General features: G+C 64.0%; 13 protein-coding genes. 7 read left to right on the forward strand and 6 right to left on the reverse strand.

Annotation, left to right across the window (positions count from 1 at the left end):
* Nucleotides 1–72 precede the first annotated feature (72 nt).
* Both CT676_RS00290 and CT676_RS00295 read left to right on the forward strand, forming a co-directional pair.
* On the forward strand, nt 73–1,332 hold the full coding sequence (locus tag CT676_RS00290; RefSeq protein WP_135213515.1) for an FAD-dependent oxidoreductase: 1,260 nt from the start codon (nt 73–75) through the stop codon (nt 1,330–1,332).
* A 179-nt stretch (nt 1,333–1,511) separates the two neighbouring features.
* A complete protein-coding gene (locus tag CT676_RS00295; protein ID WP_135213516.1) occupies nt 1,512–2,279 on the forward strand; it encodes an outer membrane beta-barrel protein in 768 nt (255 codons plus the stop codon).
* Nucleotides 2,280–2,646: 367 nt separating this feature from the next.
* Here the strand turns inward: CT676_RS00295 and CT676_RS00300 are convergent, their stop codons facing one another.
* Together CT676_RS00300 and CT676_RS00305 are read right to left on the reverse strand one after the other, a co-directional pair.
* Nucleotides 2,647–3,417: a glucose 1-dehydrogenase gene (locus tag CT676_RS00300; protein WP_135213517.1), complete on the reverse strand. Its 771-nt coding sequence runs from the start codon at nt 3,415–3,417 to the stop codon at nt 2,647–2,649.
* 21 nt (nt 3,418–3,438) lie between these two features.
* On the reverse strand, nt 3,439–3,624 hold the full coding sequence (locus tag CT676_RS00305) for a hypothetical protein (protein WP_007609848.1): 186 nt from the start codon (nt 3,622–3,624) through the stop codon (nt 3,439–3,441).
* Nucleotides 3,625–3,763: 139 nt separating this feature from the next.
* Between CT676_RS00305 and CT676_RS00310 the strand changes: the two genes are divergently transcribed.
* On the forward strand, nt 3,764–4,414 hold the full coding sequence (locus CT676_RS00310; protein ID WP_135213518.1) for a hypothetical protein: 651 nt from the start codon (nt 3,764–3,766) through the stop codon (nt 4,412–4,414).
* An 89-nt stretch (nt 4,415–4,503) separates the two neighbouring features.
* Here the strand turns inward: CT676_RS00310 and CT676_RS00315 are convergent, their stop codons facing one another.
* The 3 genes from CT676_RS00315 to parE form a co-directional block, all read right to left on the reverse strand.
* The gene (locus CT676_RS00315; protein ID WP_063983510.1) at nt 4,504–5,328 is read right to left on the reverse strand and encodes a hypothetical protein; all 825 of its coding nucleotides are present in this window, start codon (nt 5,326–5,328) and stop codon (nt 4,504–4,506) included.
* A 278-nt stretch (nt 5,329–5,606) separates the two neighbouring features.
* Nucleotides 5,607–6,389, reverse strand: a complete 783-nt coding sequence (locus tag CT676_RS00320; RefSeq protein ID WP_167767882.1) for a porin family protein — start codon at nt 6,387–6,389, stop codon at nt 5,607–5,609.
* 426 nt (nt 6,390–6,815) lie between these two features.
* Nucleotides 6,816–8,861, reverse strand: a complete 2,046-nt coding sequence (gene parE, locus CT676_RS00325; RefSeq protein ID WP_071914292.1) for a DNA topoisomerase IV subunit B — start codon at nt 8,859–8,861, stop codon at nt 6,816–6,818.
* Between the two features lie 271 nt (nt 8,862–9,132).
* Here parE and CT676_RS00335 point away from each other — a divergent pair, with 271 nt between their 5' ends.
* Nucleotides 9,133–9,663, forward strand: coding sequence for a DedA family protein (locus tag CT676_RS00335; protein WP_063983507.1), 531 nt, complete (start codon nt 9,133–9,135; stop codon nt 9,661–9,663).
* Between the two features lie 40 nt (nt 9,664–9,703).
* Here CT676_RS00335 and CT676_RS00340 read toward each other — a convergent pair whose 3' ends face one another.
* Entirely contained in the window at nt 9,704–10,705 is a 1,002-nt protein-coding gene (locus CT676_RS00340) for an MBL fold metallo-hydrolase (RefSeq protein ID WP_028153053.1), read from the reverse strand.
* Nucleotides 10,706–11,097: 392 nt separating this feature from the next.
* Between CT676_RS00340 and CT676_RS00345 the strand changes: the two genes are divergently transcribed.
* The 3 genes from CT676_RS00345 to argC (CT676_RS00355) all read left to right on the forward strand — a co-directional run bounded on the left by CT676_RS00345 (nt 11,098) and on the right by argC (CT676_RS00355) (nt 13,892).
* Nucleotides 11,098–11,766, forward strand: coding sequence for an FMN-binding negative transcriptional regulator (locus tag CT676_RS00345; RefSeq protein WP_135213520.1), 669 nt, complete (start codon nt 11,098–11,100; stop codon nt 11,764–11,766).
* Entirely contained in the window at nt 11,763–12,749 is a 987-nt protein-coding gene (argC, locus tag CT676_RS00350) for an N-acetyl-gamma-glutamyl-phosphate reductase (protein WP_135213521.1), read from the forward strand. Before CT676_RS00345 ends, argC (CT676_RS00350) begins: the two co-directional genes overlap by 4 nt.
* 96 nt (nt 12,750–12,845) lie before the next feature.
* Nucleotides 12,846–13,892 (forward strand): N-acetyl-gamma-glutamyl-phosphate reductase, encoded by a 1,047-nt coding sequence (gene argC / locus CT676_RS00355; protein WP_063983503.1) that lies wholly within the window; start codon nt 12,846–12,848, stop codon nt 13,890–13,892.
* Nucleotides 13,893–13,897: the final 5 nt, after the last annotated feature.

The following is a 13,897-nucleotide window of genomic DNA, read 5'->3' on the forward strand; positions in this document are numbered from 1 at the left end:
ATTCGGCATTGCGGCAAACCAATTCCGGCTTGTTGCACCGCACAGAGTACTAAAGTTGTAAGCGAGGAGTTGATGACGGAATCTGATACCCCAGAGCAGACCGTGCGTCACTCCGTGAGAGCCCGATGTTGCATCGTCGGCGGCGGGCCGGCCGGCATGATGCTCGGCTATCTCCTGGGACGCGCCGGCATCGACGTCGTGGTGCTGGAGAAGCATGCGGATTTCTTCCGCGACTTTCGCGGCGATACCGTGCATCCCTCGACGCTCCAGGTGATGGATGAGCTCGGCCTGATCGATGGGTTCCTGAAGCTGCCGCACCAGCGCCTGCAGATGATGGACGGCCTGTTTGGCGGCACGCCCGTGCGGATCGCCGATCTCCGCCGGCTCCGCACCAAGTACCCGTTCATTGCCTTCATGCCGCAATGGGACTTCCTGAATTTCCTGCGTGAGGCCGGCCAGCGCTTCGCCTCGCTCAAGGTGATGATGAATACGGAAGCCGTCGATCTGATCCGTCGCGGCGAGACCATCGCCGGCGTGCGCGCGATGACGCCGGATGGGCCGATCGACATCGAAGCCGATCTCACCATTGCCTGCGATGGCCGGCATTCGACGGTGCGCGAGCGTGCGGGGCTCCGCGTCGAGGAGATCGGCGCGCCGATGGACGTGCTGTGGTTCCGCGTCGGCCGCAAGGCGGACGAGACCGAGAACCTGTTCGCGCGCGTCGAGCCCGGAAAGATGATGGTCACGTTCGACCGCGGCGACTATTGGCAGTGCGCCTATGTCATCGCGAAGGGACAATACGAGGCAGTGAAGGCGAGGGGATTGCAGGCGCTGCTCGACGACGTCGTGCGCATGGCGCCGATCCTTCGATCCGGCATTGCCGATGTGAAGAGCTTTGACGACGTCAAGCTGCTCACCGTCGCGATCAACCGCCTGGCGCGCTGGACGCGGCCGGGCCTGCTTCTCATCGGCGATGCCGCGCACGCGATGTCGCCGGTCGGCGGCGTCGGCGTCAATCTCGCCGTGCAGGACGCAGTTGCGACCGCCAATTTGCTGGCCGACAAGCTTCGGCAGGGCTGCCCAACCGAGAATGAACTCGATGCCGTGCGCCGACGCCGCGAATTCCCGGTGAGGATGACGCAGCGCATGCAGATGATCGTGCAGAACAACATCATCAGCGGCGCCCTGCAGGGCGCCGATCGGCCGCTGAAGGTGCCGCTGGTCGTGCGCCTGATCACTGCGCTGCCATGGCTTCAGGGTATTCCGGCGCGCCTGATTGCGCTCGGCGTGCGGCCCGAGCATGTGCAGTCCAAGGCCGCGCCGGCATCGTAGTGCAGGAGGTCGGTAGGGATAACGCGGCGTTAAATCGCGCGCCGCGCGTTGCGTGCGTGCAACAGCGCAAACGGATTCACGTCGCGCCGCTTGCCAATCCGGCGTCTTAACTTTCTTGATTCAAATTTGAGTAAGACCTGCGTGTGACCGTGCACCCATCAAAGGACACGGGGTGTACCATGCGTAATAAATTGATTGCCGCCTTCGCCTGCACGACCGCTCTGGTTTCGACCGGCGCTGCTTCAGCCGCCGATCTCGGTGCGCGTTACACGAAGGCGCCCGCCTATGCGGAGCCGCTGTTCAACTGGACCGGTTTCTATGTCGGCGGCCACATCGGTGGCGCATGGACCAACGAGCAGTTCATCAACAACGGGACCGGCGCGCCGTTCGGTGATCTCGTTCCGGGCCAGGGCTATCGCCAGCGTGGCGCTGGCATCATGGGCGGCGCCCAGATCGGCTACAACTGGCAGGCCAACAACTACGTGTTCGGCATGGAAGGCACGATCTCCGGCCTCGACAACAAGGGTACGGTCGTCAACACCGCCTTCGGCGCCGCTGACGACATCTTCACCTGGCGCGCCAACGTGCTCGCGACCGTCGTCGGCCGCGCCGGCTTCGCCGTGCAGAACAATTTGTTCTACATCAAGGGCGGCTATGCCGGCGTGAACAACCGTCTCAACGTCAGCGACACCGTTGCGCCCTCGACCGGCTCGGGCGGTCAGACCCACTGGGCCAACGGCTGGACCGTCGGCGCCGGCTGGGAATACGGCATCACCCGCAACTGGATCGTCGGCCTCGAGTACAATTACGCGGCCTTCGGCAGCCAGACCTATCAGCTCGGCGGCACCTCGGGTAACTACACCTTCGATGCCAAGCCGCGCGACATCCAGTGGGCCGTCGTGCGCGCAAGCTACAAGTTCGACGCACCGGTCATCGCGCGCTACTGAGCACGTCAACAAACGACCGAAGCTAAAAAAGTACTGCCAACAACTGAAAGCCCCGGCTCCGTCCGGGGCTTTTTTCTGCCGATTCGCGCGTCGTTGTCGCCACAGGCGGGACGGCGCAGCGGATGGTCATCTCCGGAAACTGACCGTGACGGTGCATAAGGGTGCAGTAGGTAAATAGCACTTGCCTATTTCTGCCCTCACGGACTCCGCGACGTATCGTTTCAGCCATGTCGTTGATGCGGTGCGCGTCGGCGTGAACTACCGCTTCGGTCCCTCGGCCGTCGTCGCAAGGTACTGATCTCTCCGAACGTGAGAGCTTTCAAAGCCCCGGCATCTGCCGGGGCTTTTTCGTCGGCCGCGGCCAAGCTTACGCCATCACGGAGAATCCACCGTCGACGGGGATCGCAGTGCCCGTGACGAAGTTCGAGGCGGACGAGGCGAGGAACACGGCGATGCCGGCGAAGTCGTCGATATCGCCCCAGCGTCCCGCGGGCGTGCGCGCCAGCACGCGCTCATGCAGTCCCGAGACCTGCTGCCGCGCGCCGCGCGTCAGGTCGGTGTCGATCCAGCCCGGCAGGATGGCGTTGACCTGGATGTTGTCGGGCGCCCACGCATTGGCGCACGCGCGCGTGTACTGCACGATGCCGCCCTTGCTTGCCGCATAGGCGGTGGCGAAGCTCGCGCCGAAGATCGACATCATCGAGCCGATATTGATCACCTTGCCGTTGCCCGACGCCTTCAGCGCCGGATAGGCCAGCTTCGAGCACACGAAAGCGCTGGTGAGGTTGGTGTCGATCACCTTGTTCCACTCGTCGAGCTCGAGCTCGTGCGGCGGCTTGCGGATGCTCATGCCGGCATTGTTGATGAGGATGTCGATCCGGCCAAGCTCCTTGACGACGCGGTCGATCATGGCCGCGACCGCCGCCTTGTCGGTGACGTCGGTGGTGACGGCAATCGCCTTCACGCCGCGCTCTCTGAGATCGGCAACGGCAACAGCCGACTTGGTTTCGTTACGTGCGACCACGGCGATATCGGCGCCGGCATCGGCGAGTCCGTGGGCGAGGCCAAGACCGATGCCGCCATTGCCCCCTGTGACGATCGCGACTTTGCCGCGGAGATCGAACCGGTTGGATGTCATATTTGTATTCCCTGGTTTCTTCTATTGGTTGCTCTGCCAGATCAGGACCAGTCCGAAGCCGGCCATGGCTGCGCCATAGCCGGCCCATTGCAACTGGTTGACCATGAAGCTCGACCGCGGCCAGGCGACGGTGCCCGTTCCCTGTCCGATCCAGAGCAGCCCGACGGCGAGGGCAAAAAGGCCTGCGATCAGCAGAAATCTGCGCATGCATTCCTCCCCGTTGGTTTGCTTCTGTCGTGGCCCACGGCATCAACGATCGCCGCGGATCACGAAAACTTCCCGCCAGACTAGCCGTAGCTTCGGTTTGGATACAATGGCTGCGGATGCAGGGCCGCTGGGAGGATCCATGTCCGTGCGGAAGATGATCCTGGGTAGCGCCCTTGGCATCGCGGCTGCGGTCGCACTGGTGGCGGCCTATGCCGTCATTCCGCGTCGTGCGGATCTGCGGGCGTTCGATCCGGCCGGGATGGCGCGGCTCGAGACAGCGATGTGGCGCGACTATTACGACAAGCGCTATGCCGCGCTGTTCCACCATCTCTACGAAGCGACCCGGACGCAGTTCGGCTTTTCACCGCTAGGAAGCTTGCAGATCGCGCTCGGCGCCGCCGGGGCCGCCAGGAAGTTCCAGCCGACGCGATCACGCCGGGAGGCCGATGCGGCCCTGCCAGCGCTCGTTGGATACTACCGGGATTTTGCATCGGCCGCGCCAGTGTCGTTCGACGCGCACGAGGCCGCCCGTCTCGAGCTTGACTGGTGGCAGGCGCGGCGCGAGGCGGTGGATCCGCGCGACTATGGCCTCACCATCGCACGCGTGGCGGCGCTGACCTACGGCAAGAGCGCGGACGATTCCGGCATCAGGCAGTTCGGCATCGCGCGGGGAGAGGCCATGGCGTTTCGCGATGCGCGGGGCGAGGCGATCACTGAGGCCGACTGGGCGGGGATCGAGAACCGGCTTGGAGAGGCGTACCGACCTCTGAAGGCGAGCGTCGGCCGCTGACAATCCGGCAACGAAAAAGCCCCGGACGATGCCGGGGCTTTGACGTCTAACTAGACTGGATCAGGACCTGTCTCAGGAGTTGGGGCGCTTCAGTTGAAGCGGTAGACCAGCGACGTGCTGATGGTCTGGACCCAGGGCTTGAAGGTAATTGCGGTGCCCGTCAGACCCACCGCCGGCGCGCCGAAATTATTGCCCGGAGCAAACGTCGTGGGCCGGGAAATGCGGTCATAGTACGCCGAACGGTATTCGGTTTTCATGAACCAGCCGGGCGCAGCAATTCCGAAAATGTCGAGGTTGTTCTCGACGCCACCGCCAACGAAAAAGCCATCGCGGTGGAAGGAGCCAGTGGTCGTCTGCGTCGCGGTACTGGCGCCCGGTCCCACACCCAGAAACGTCTGAGACGTGCCTGACCATTCCGAACCCGAGTAACCGGCGTTGACGTAAGACAGGACATTGGGCGCAACGAGATAGCCTAACCGCGCGCCGGCCGTGTAGCTGGTGCGAAGCTTTTGGCGGCCTTCCGTTTGCCAGAAGGCGGGGTCGGTCAGCGAGCCACTGATGTCACCGAACTGTCCGTCAGCAAAGACGCCGGCCACCCAGCGGCCGTTGAATTGCCAATCGTAACCGGCGCCGACGGTTCCAAACCAGCCGCTGCCGCCCAGGCGCGTATCGCGGGTTATAGCGGTGCCCGCCGGTCCGAAGGCACCGAACCCTCCAGCAACACCAGTGCTCTGGATGTTGCTGTCAGCGGACCACAGACCGCCGCCGCCGCCGCCGAAGATGTAGAAGCCGGTCCAGCTTTGGACGGGCGCGGGCGCCAGAGCCTTCACATAGGGGCGGGCCCCAAGGTCAGCCGCCGCGGCCGAACCGGTCATCGCCGCCAATGCCGTCAGAGCGAGCAAAAACTTCTTCATGATTAAATCCCAACCTTGGTCTGTTCCGCGCGCGCGCTGAACTTCGAGTCATCGGATGACCAAGCTATAGGCGGTTCCAGCCAAAAAGCTGTTGCCGGTCAGGTACATATGAATTGGGAACGCAGAGCTTGAGGCGACGCCTCCGGACTGGCACGACCCGCTGGGGCACCGCGCACCGGAGCTCTCGATGTATCGAGCCTTGAACTCCGCAAAACAGAAGCCGCAACGAAAAAGCCCCGGACAATGCCGGGGCTTTGACGTCTGAATTTCAGATCAGATCAGTACTTCGCGACGACCGGACCGGTCCAGTTGAAGCGGTAGACCAGCGAGGTCGAGATCGTCTGGTTCCAGCTGTTGGCGCGGATGCTGTTGCCGGTCGGGAGGTTGGTGCCGTCGATCAGTTCGTCCTGGGTCTTGGCGTTGTAGAAGGCCGAACGATATTCGGTCTTCATGAACCAGCCGGGCGAAGAGATGCCGAAGATGTTCAGGCTGTTCTCGACGCCGCCGCCAACGAACCAACCATTGCGGTTGTAGCTGTTGAGGTGGGCACCAGCGGGAACGCCGGCCAGCGTCAGGAAGTTGGTCTGGCCGAAGTGAGCGCCGGAATAACCGCCGTTGACGTAGGAGAGAACGTTCGGAGCAACCAGATAGCCGAGGCGCACACCAGCGGCCCAGGAGTCTTCCAGCTTCTGCGAGCCGGTGATGCCGAAGAAGGGATCCTGAACCGTGCCACGGATGCTGCCGAACTGACCGTCAGCGAACACGCCGGCGACCCAGGTGCTGCTGACCTGCCAGTCATAGCCGAGACCGACGGTGCCGAACCAGCCCGAGCCACCCTGGCGCTGGCCGATCGTCAGCGGAACCGCGCCGACCGTGGTCTGGACGGACTGATCGGAGTTCGAGAGGCCACCACCACCACCGCCGAAGATGTAGAAGCCGGTCCAGTTGGCGACGGGCGCCGGAAGCGGGGCCTTCACGTAGGGACGGGCAGCCAGATCGGCCGCCGACGCCGAGCCGGTCATCGCGGCAACCGCGGTGAGTGCGAGCAAAATCTTCTTCATTTCAAAATCCCCAAGCTTTGGTCTGTCCGGCAGGCGCGAGCGCACTGAAGTCCGATTGATCTGATGCCCGGACTATAGCTGCTTTCCGCCGAAATGCTGTTGCCGGACAGGCACAGTCGCCGGGAAACGCCGCCTGGCAGCGATTTCGGGCGCGATCTCCGAAATCAGAAATAGCTATATGATTCCAATGTGTTGCGTCATTTTCCGAAGATCGAATTCCGGTAACTTCTCGTTAGCAAATCCGGCTCTGTCCGAAATGGTAGCAATCCTGCCTCAGCCTTGATGCCGGTGAGTCGTTGACCGAGTCGTTCCGCCCCAAGATGAGTCGGGCAGCGGAGGCGGTCTGGTCGGCGCCTCCGCGAGCAGCCGCAAACAAAAAAGCCCCGGTGTCGGCCGGGGCTTTTTGCGTGACGGCGGAAGACTGCCTCAGACGTCCAGCAGCTCCTCGCTCGCGAACTCCGCCTTGTCCGAGATGAACGCGAAGCGCGCCTCGGCCTTGGTGCCCATCAGGCGCTCCACCGAATCCGCCGTGGTGTCGCGGTCGTCGGCGAGCAGCACCACCTTGAGCAGCGTCCGCTTGCGCGGATCCATGGTGGTTTCCTTGAGCTGCGCCGGCATCATCTCACCGAGACCTTTGAAGCGGTTCACCTCGACCTTGGCGTTGGCGTTGAACTCGCTCTTGAGCAGCGTCTCCTTGTGCTTGTCGTCGCGTGCGTAGACGGACTTCGAGCCATGGGTCAGCTTGTAGAGCGGCGGCACCGCGAGGAAGAGGTGGCCCTCGTCGATCAGCCGCGGCATCTGCCGGTAGAAGAAGGTGATCAGGAGCGAGGCGATGTGGGCGCCGTCGACGTCGGCGTCGGTCATGATGATGATGCGCTGATAGCGCAGATCCTCTTCGCGATATTGCAAAAGCTGGCCGCAGCCGATCGCCTGCACGAGGTCGGAGAGCTGCGCGTTCGCGGTCAGCTTGTCCTTGCCGGCCGAGGCGACGTTGAGGATCTTGCCGCGCAGCGGCAGCACCGCTTGCGTCTTGCGATCACGGGCCTGCTTGGCGCTGCCGCCTGCCGAGTCACCCTCGACGATGAAGAGCTCGGAGCCCTCGGTGCCGGCATCGGTGCAGTCGGCGAGCTTGCCGGGCAGGCGCAGCTTCTTGCCGGCGGTCTTGCGTGCCGTTTCCTTTTCCTGGCGACGGCGCAGCCGCTCCTCAGCGCGGTCGATCACGAAGTCGAGCAGCCGGTTGGCCATGTTCGGATTGCCCGACAGCCAGTGGTCGAACGGATCCTTCATCGCCTGTTCGACGATGCGCTGCGCTTCGGCGGTGGCGAGACGATCCTTGGTCTGGCCCTGGAATTCAGGCTCGCGCACGAACACCGACAGCATCACCGCCGCGCCCACCATCACGTCTTCCGACGTAATGGATGACGCGCGCTTGCCCTGGCCGACGCGCTCGGCGTGATCCTTCAGGCCGCGCAGCAGCGCGCTGCGCAGGCCGGATTCGTGCGTGCCGCCATCGGGCGTCGGAACCGTGTTGGTGTAGGAGGACAGGAAGCCGTCGGCATCCGCAGTCCAGGCGACAGCCCATTCGCAGGCGCCATGCGCGCCGTTGCGGCCCGATTTGCCCGAGAAGATGTCGGGATGCACCAGGGTGTCGGCGTGGATCGCAGCGGCGAGGTAATCCTTGAGGCCGCCGGGGAAGTGGAAGGTCGCTTCCGCCGGCACATCCTCGACGCCCTTCAGGAGCTCTGGTGCGCAATTCCAGCGGATCTCGACGCCGCCGAACAGATAGGCCTTCGAGCGCGTCATCTTGAACAGGCGCTGCGGCTTGAACGCGGCCTTGGCGCCGAAGATGTCGGTGTCGGGCTTGAAGCGCACGCGGGTGCCGCGGCGGTTGTTGATCTTGCCGAGATCCTCGAGCTTGCCCTTCGGGTGCCCGCGCTCGAACGTCATCCGGTAGAGTTTCTGGCTGCGCGCGACCTCGACCTCGAGCAGCGAGGAGAGGGCGTTCACCACGGAGATGCCGACGCCGTGCAGACCGCCGGAAGTCTCGTAGACCTTGGAGTCGAATTTGCCACCCGAATGCAGCGTGCACATGATGACTTCGAGCGCCGACTTCTTCGGGAACTTCGGATGCGGATCGATCGGGATGCCGCGGCCGTTGTCGGTGACGGTCAGGAACCCGTCGGCGCTGAGCTCGACTCCGATGAAGGTCGCGTGCCCGGCCAGCGCCTCGTCCATCGAGTTGTCGATGACTTCGGCGAAGAGGTGATGCAGCGCCTTCTCGTCGGTGCCGCCGATATACATGCCGGGCCGGCGGCGCACCGGTTCCAGGCCTTCGAGCACCTCGATATCGGCCGCAGTGTAGTCGGCTTCGCCGCCGGTCCCGCGCGAGGCCGCCTTGGCGGGCGCGCGCGACTTCGGCTCATCGCCGCCGAAAAAATCGTCTTTTGCTTTTGGCTTCAACTGCTTGGACATATATTTTGATGCACTTTGATGGCCGCGATGGCGGCGAATCGGTTGGGCCGACTATGCCACGGCTGGCCTGCAAAGGTCACCGCAGGTCCGCTCGGCGGGTGTGGGTGGGAGCCAATCCCGGCGATTTTACGCCGCAGGCCCCACCAATTCCCGGCAATTTGACACCTGGGCCCGGCTCAGGCCCGGCTTTGTGACTTGATGTCACACAAGTCCTTGGCTTACCAGTCCTTTTATCTGACAGGACCGTGACGGGGCGGGAAGGCAATCTGGAATGGAGCAGTACGCGCACGCGCTGGCCGATTTCGTGCGCGCTCACCAGGCCTGGGCGGCCCCGATCGTGTTCCTGCTCGCCTTCGGGGAGTCGCTGGCCTTCATCTCGCTGCTGATCCCGGCCTGGGGGGCGCTGGTTGCGATCGGCGCGCTGATCGGGGCCAGCGGCATCAGCTTCTATCCGGTCTGGATCGCCGGCGGCATCGGTGCTGCGCTCGGCGACTGGGTCTCCTACTGGTTCGGCTATCGCTACAAGGAGCAGGTCGCGCAGATGTGGCCGCTCTCGCGCTATCCGGAGCTGCTGCCCAGGGGCGAAGCCTTCGTGCGGAGCTGGGGCGTGCCCAGCATCTTCATCGGCCGCTTCTTCGGCCCCTTGCGCGCCTCGGTGCCGCTCGCAGCTGGCATTTTCGAGATGCCCTATTGGAGTTTTCAGGCCGCCAATTTCATCTCGGCGCTGGTCTGGTCCGCGGCGCTGTTGCTGTTCGGCGACGTGATCGCGAAGATCATGGAATGGATCTGGCGCGTGATCTGACCGGGCAGCTCGGCCGCCCGGTCAGCGCATACGGCAGAGCTTAAAGCGAGGCGTTCCAGATCGACGGAATCCAGCGATAGCCCGAACCATCCTTCTCCTTCTCGACGCGGACGAGACCTGGGAAGGCGGCATGGAAGGCCTGGATCGGCATCTTCTCGGCAATCGCCATGTCGTAGAGCTTGCGCCGCGTCTCTTGCGCCAGCGGCTTGTCGACGTCGGAGGCGATGTTCCATTCGGGGTGCTTCACGAACAGGAACGCTGCGCCTGCGGTGATGTCGACCTGCACAAGTACCTTTTCCGCGCCGGACGCGACGATGAAGGAGTTGTGTCCCGGCGTGTGGCCCGGGCTCGCCACCGAAGTGATGCCGGGCGCGACTTCCTTGCCGGACTCGTATTGCGTGACCTTGCGGCCGAGCGCATCGAACACGCGGCGGATGTTCTTGAAGTTGCTTTCGAGGATCGGATTGCCGGTCCCCTTGCTCATCTCGCCGTCGTCCATCCAGAACTTCCATTCCACTGCCGGAACCATGATCTCGGCGTTGGGGAAGGCCGGCTTGTTCTCGGCCGCGAGCAGGCCGTTGATGTGGTCACCGTGGAAGTGCGAGATAATGACGGTGTCGACTGCCGCGCGGTCGATGCTGGCCGCCGCAAGGTTGTTGTGGAACTGGCCGACCTTGCCCTTGGTCTGCGTGAACTGGTCGGGCCCGAGACCGGTATCGATCACGACGAGCTTCGGCCCGGTGTTGACGACGACCGGATTGAAGGTGTGGGTGACCTTGTCGGTCGGCAGATGGTTCTCGGCGAAGATCTTGTTGATGTCGTCCTTGCTGGCGCCGGCCGCGTAATTGTCCGTCAGGTTGACGGTCGCGACGCCGTCGCAGACCACGGTGATCTGGTGAGTGCCGACATTGTAGCGGTAGAAGCTCGCATTCTGGGTTGCGGCCGGGGGCGCGGCGGCGCTCGCGGGCGAGGTCTTCACGAAGGGCAGGAGCGCCGAGGCGGCGGCGCCGGCTAGCGTTGCGCGACGGGTGATCTCGGTCATGGCGATGTCCTGGGGCTGGGTTGCGAACGAAAGGCACGAACCGGCGGGGTTGTGGCGCGCCGGTCCTCTCTCGGGAACCCCCATGTTTAAGGGAAATTCCGCTGCGACCCGATGACATCCGTGCGGCATCCTGCCGTCACGAGGTGCGGCAGCCGTCACGCCCCATCGATTTGGACTTGACCCTGGAACCCGCCGGCCTTATAGCCGCGCGCCATGATCAACGCCGCGACCATCCTGTTCGCCCGTCGCCGCCGCCGCTCTTTAGCGGTTTGGGCGGTCGATCGCGTTTGAGATCATCGTCTTTGCCGCTGGATCCGATCCGCGGCATTCTCTCTCCTGTCAGCGCGATCTGATCCGGCGGCCCCCCCGAGGAGGCCCAGCAGGAGACCACGATGTACACGCCACCCTTTTTCAAGCAGGACCGCGCCGCGAGCCTGAAATTCGCCGAGGAGCGCGGCTTCGGCACGATGTGCGCCTTTGACGGCCACAAGCCGGTCGCCTCGCCGCTGCCGTTCTACCTGACTTACGCCGCTGACGGCACGCCGCAGGCCGCCTTTCATGTCGCCCGTCACAATCCGCTGCTAAAGCTGGCGGATGGGACGACCTCCTGGCTGCTCGCGGTCAACGGCCCTGATGCCTATGTATCGCCCGACTGGTACGTCTCGCCGGATCAGGTGCCGACCTGGCTCTACCAGTCGGTGCATCTGAGCGGGCCGGTGCGCCCCTTGTCGGACGATCAGCTGGCGGTGCAGATCGACACGCTGAGCGACAAGTTCGAGAGCTGGCTGTTGCCGAAAGCGCCGTGGACATCGGCGAAGATGACGGCAGGCCGACTGGAAGCGTTGAAGAAGGGAATCGTGGGCCTGGTCATGACGGTTGAAGAGGTCGAAGGCAGCTTCAAGCTCAACCAGCACAAATCGGACGCCGACTATACCGCGATCGCCAACGCGCTCGGTGCGCAACCCGCAGCCGACGCCAGAGAGATTTCACAGCTGATGCAGGACGTGAGGCCGGAGGCCTTCGCGAACGAAACCAACATGCTCGAAAGGAGCGCGCCATGAGCCTCACCGAAACCACCAAGGCCCCGACCACCGGCGCGGCCAAGAAGCCCGCCACCGTCTTCGTCGACGGCGGGTCCGGCACCACCGGGCTCGGCATCAACGAGCGGCTGAAGCTCCAGAGCGACGTCAACGTGAAGACGATCTCCGACGACAAGCGCAAGGATCCCGCGGCCAAGAAGGCGCTGATGGAGGAGGTCGATCTCGTGATCCTCTGCCTGCCTGACGATGCCGCGAAGGAAACAGTCGCGCTGGTCGACAGCATGGGCGCTTCGGCGCCGAAGGTGCTGGACGCTTCCACCGCCTACCGGGTCGCGCCCGACTGGGCCTACGGCTTTCCGGAGCTGACGCCGGACCAGGCGGGCAAGATCAAGGCCGCGAAGAAGGTCTCCAATCCCGGCTGCTATCCGACCGGTGCGATCGCGCTGCTGCGGCCAATCGTCGATGCCGGTCTGTTGCCGCCCGATTATCCCGTCACCGTCAACGCGGTGAGCGGCTATTCCGGCGGCGGCAAGTCGATGATCGCGAGCTTCGAAGACGGCAGCGCGCCGTCCTTCGAGCTCTACGGCCTCGGCTTCGAGCACAAGCATCTGCCGGAGATGCAGCTCTATTCGAAACTGACGCGGCGGCCGATCTTCATTCCCTCGGTCGCCAACTACCGGCAGGGCATGCTGGTCTCGGTGCCGCTCCAGCTCGACGCGCTGCCAGGCAAGCCCAGCGGTGCGGACCTTCAGGCCGCGCTGGCCAAGCGTTACGCCGGCTCAAAGTATGTCGCGGTGATGCCGCTCCAGAACGAGGCGACCAAGGGCGGCAAGCTCGAGCCGGAGGCGCTCAACGAGACCAACACGCTTGAGCTCCACGTCTTCGCCAGCGACAAATATCACCAGGCGGTACTGGTCGCCCGGCTCGACAATCTCGGCAAGGGCGCCTCGGGTGCGGCCGTGCAGAACATGCGGCTGATGCTGGGCCTTGCCGACAATAGCTGATCGAACGTTGCTCGGGAGGCCAGCCCGGTGGACGAAGCGACGCTGCGACTTTCGACCCCGGCAAGACGATCAAATGACGCCTGAAAGGTACGCGTGATGAGCTCGAAGAAGATCGGCATTCTCGGCGCCTCCGGTTACACCGGGGCCGATGCGGTGCGCCTGTTGGCCCGGCATCCGAATGCCGAGATCGTCGCGCTCACCGCCAACACCCATGCCGGCAAGTCGATGGGCGACGTGTTTCCGCATTTTTTCATGCTGGACCTGCCGAAACTCGTGGAATGGGAAAAGGTCGACTGGAGCAAGCTCGATGCGGTGTTCTGCGGACTGCCGCACGGCACCACGCAGGAAATCATCGCCGCGGTCCTCAAGGCAAATCCCAAAATCAAGGTCCTCGACATGTCCGCCGATTTCAGGCTGCGGGACAAGAGCACCTATGCGCAATGGTACGGCCATGAGCACCGGGCGCTCGAACTGCAGGGCGAAGCGGTCTACGGTCTCACCGAATTCTATCGCGAGAAGATCACGTCGGCGCGGCTGGTCGCCTGTCCCGGCTGCTATCCCACGGCGGCGCTGCTCGCGCTGGTGCCGCTTGCGAAAGCCAAGCTGATCGACGTCGACGACATCGTCATCGACGCGAAATCGGGCGTCACCGGCGCCGGCCGCGGGCTGAAACAGAACACGTTGTTCAGCGAGGCGGGCGAGGGGCTGTCGCCCTATTCGGTCGGCACCCACCGGCACGCGCCCGAGATCGAGCAGGAGATCGGCGTCGCCGCCGGTTCCGCAGTGACGATCAACTTCACGCCGCATCTTATTCCGATGGCGCGCGGCGAACTCTGCACCTCCTACGTCAAGCTCAACGGCGCGACGCCGGACGATCTGCGAAGCGCGCTGGAGCAGGCTTATGCCAACGAGCCCTTCGTGCATGTCGCCAGGAAGGGCGTGCTGCCGCAGACCCAGAATGTGCGCGGCTCCAACTATGTGCAGATCGGCGTCGTCGCCGACCGCATCAAGAACCGGGCGATCGTGATTTCCACGCTCGACAATCTGGTGAAGGGGTCGGCCGGGCAGGCGATCCAGAACATGAACCTGATGTTCGGGCTGCCCGAGACGGCGGGGTTGGAGCAGATCGCGCTGTTTCCATGACACGA

Source organism: Bradyrhizobium sp. MOS001, from assembly GCF_004634465.1.
GTDB classification, from domain to species: domain Bacteria; phylum Pseudomonadota; class Alphaproteobacteria; order Rhizobiales; family Xanthobacteraceae; genus Bradyrhizobium; species Bradyrhizobium barranii.

Bases quoted from the DNA above. Each gene is read 5' to 3' on its own strand.
- CT676_RS00340 (WP_028153053.1), bottom strand. From the start codon at position 10,705: ATGACCGAGATCACCCGTCGCGCAACGCTAGCCGGCGCCGCCGCCTCG.
- CT676_RS00290 (WP_135213515.1), top strand. From the start codon at position 73: ATGACGGAATCTGATACCCCAGAGCAGACCGTGCGTCACTCCGTGAGA.
- CT676_RS00320 (WP_167767882.1), bottom strand. From the start codon at position 6,389: ATGAAGAAGATTTTGCTCGCACTCACCGCGGTTGCCGCGATGACCGGC.
- parE (WP_071914292.1), bottom strand. From the start codon at position 8,861: ATGTCCAAGCAGTTGAAGCCAAAAGCAAAAGACGATTTTTTCGGCGGC.
- CT676_RS00315 (WP_063983510.1), bottom strand. From the start codon at position 5,328: ATGAAGAAGTTTTTGCTCGCTCTGACGGCATTGGCGGCGATGACCGGT.
- argC (WP_135213521.1), top strand. From the start codon at position 11,763: ATGAGCCTCACCGAAACCACCAAGGCCCCGACCACCGGCGCGGCCAAG.
- CT676_RS00335 (WP_063983507.1), top strand. From the start codon at position 9,133: ATGGAGCAGTACGCGCACGCGCTGGCCGATTTCGTGCGCGCTCACCAG.
- CT676_RS00310 (WP_135213518.1), top strand. From the start codon at position 3,764: ATGTCCGTGCGGAAGATGATCCTGGGTAGCGCCCTTGGCATCGCGGCT.
- argC (WP_063983503.1), top strand. From the start codon at position 12,846: ATGAGCTCGAAGAAGATCGGCATTCTCGGCGCCTCCGGTTACACCGGG.
- CT676_RS00345 (WP_135213520.1), top strand. From the start codon at position 11,098: ATGTACACGCCACCCTTTTTCAAGCAGGACCGCGCCGCGAGCCTGAAA.
- CT676_RS00295 (WP_135213516.1), top strand. From the start codon at position 1,512: ATGCGTAATAAATTGATTGCCGCCTTCGCCTGCACGACCGCTCTGGTT.
- CT676_RS00305 (WP_007609848.1), bottom strand. From the start codon at position 3,624: ATGCGCAGATTTCTGCTGATCGCAGGCCTTTTTGCCCTCGCCGTCGGG.
- CT676_RS00300 (WP_135213517.1), bottom strand. From the start codon at position 3,417: ATGACATCCAACCGGTTCGATCTCCGCGGCAAAGTCGCGATCGTCACA.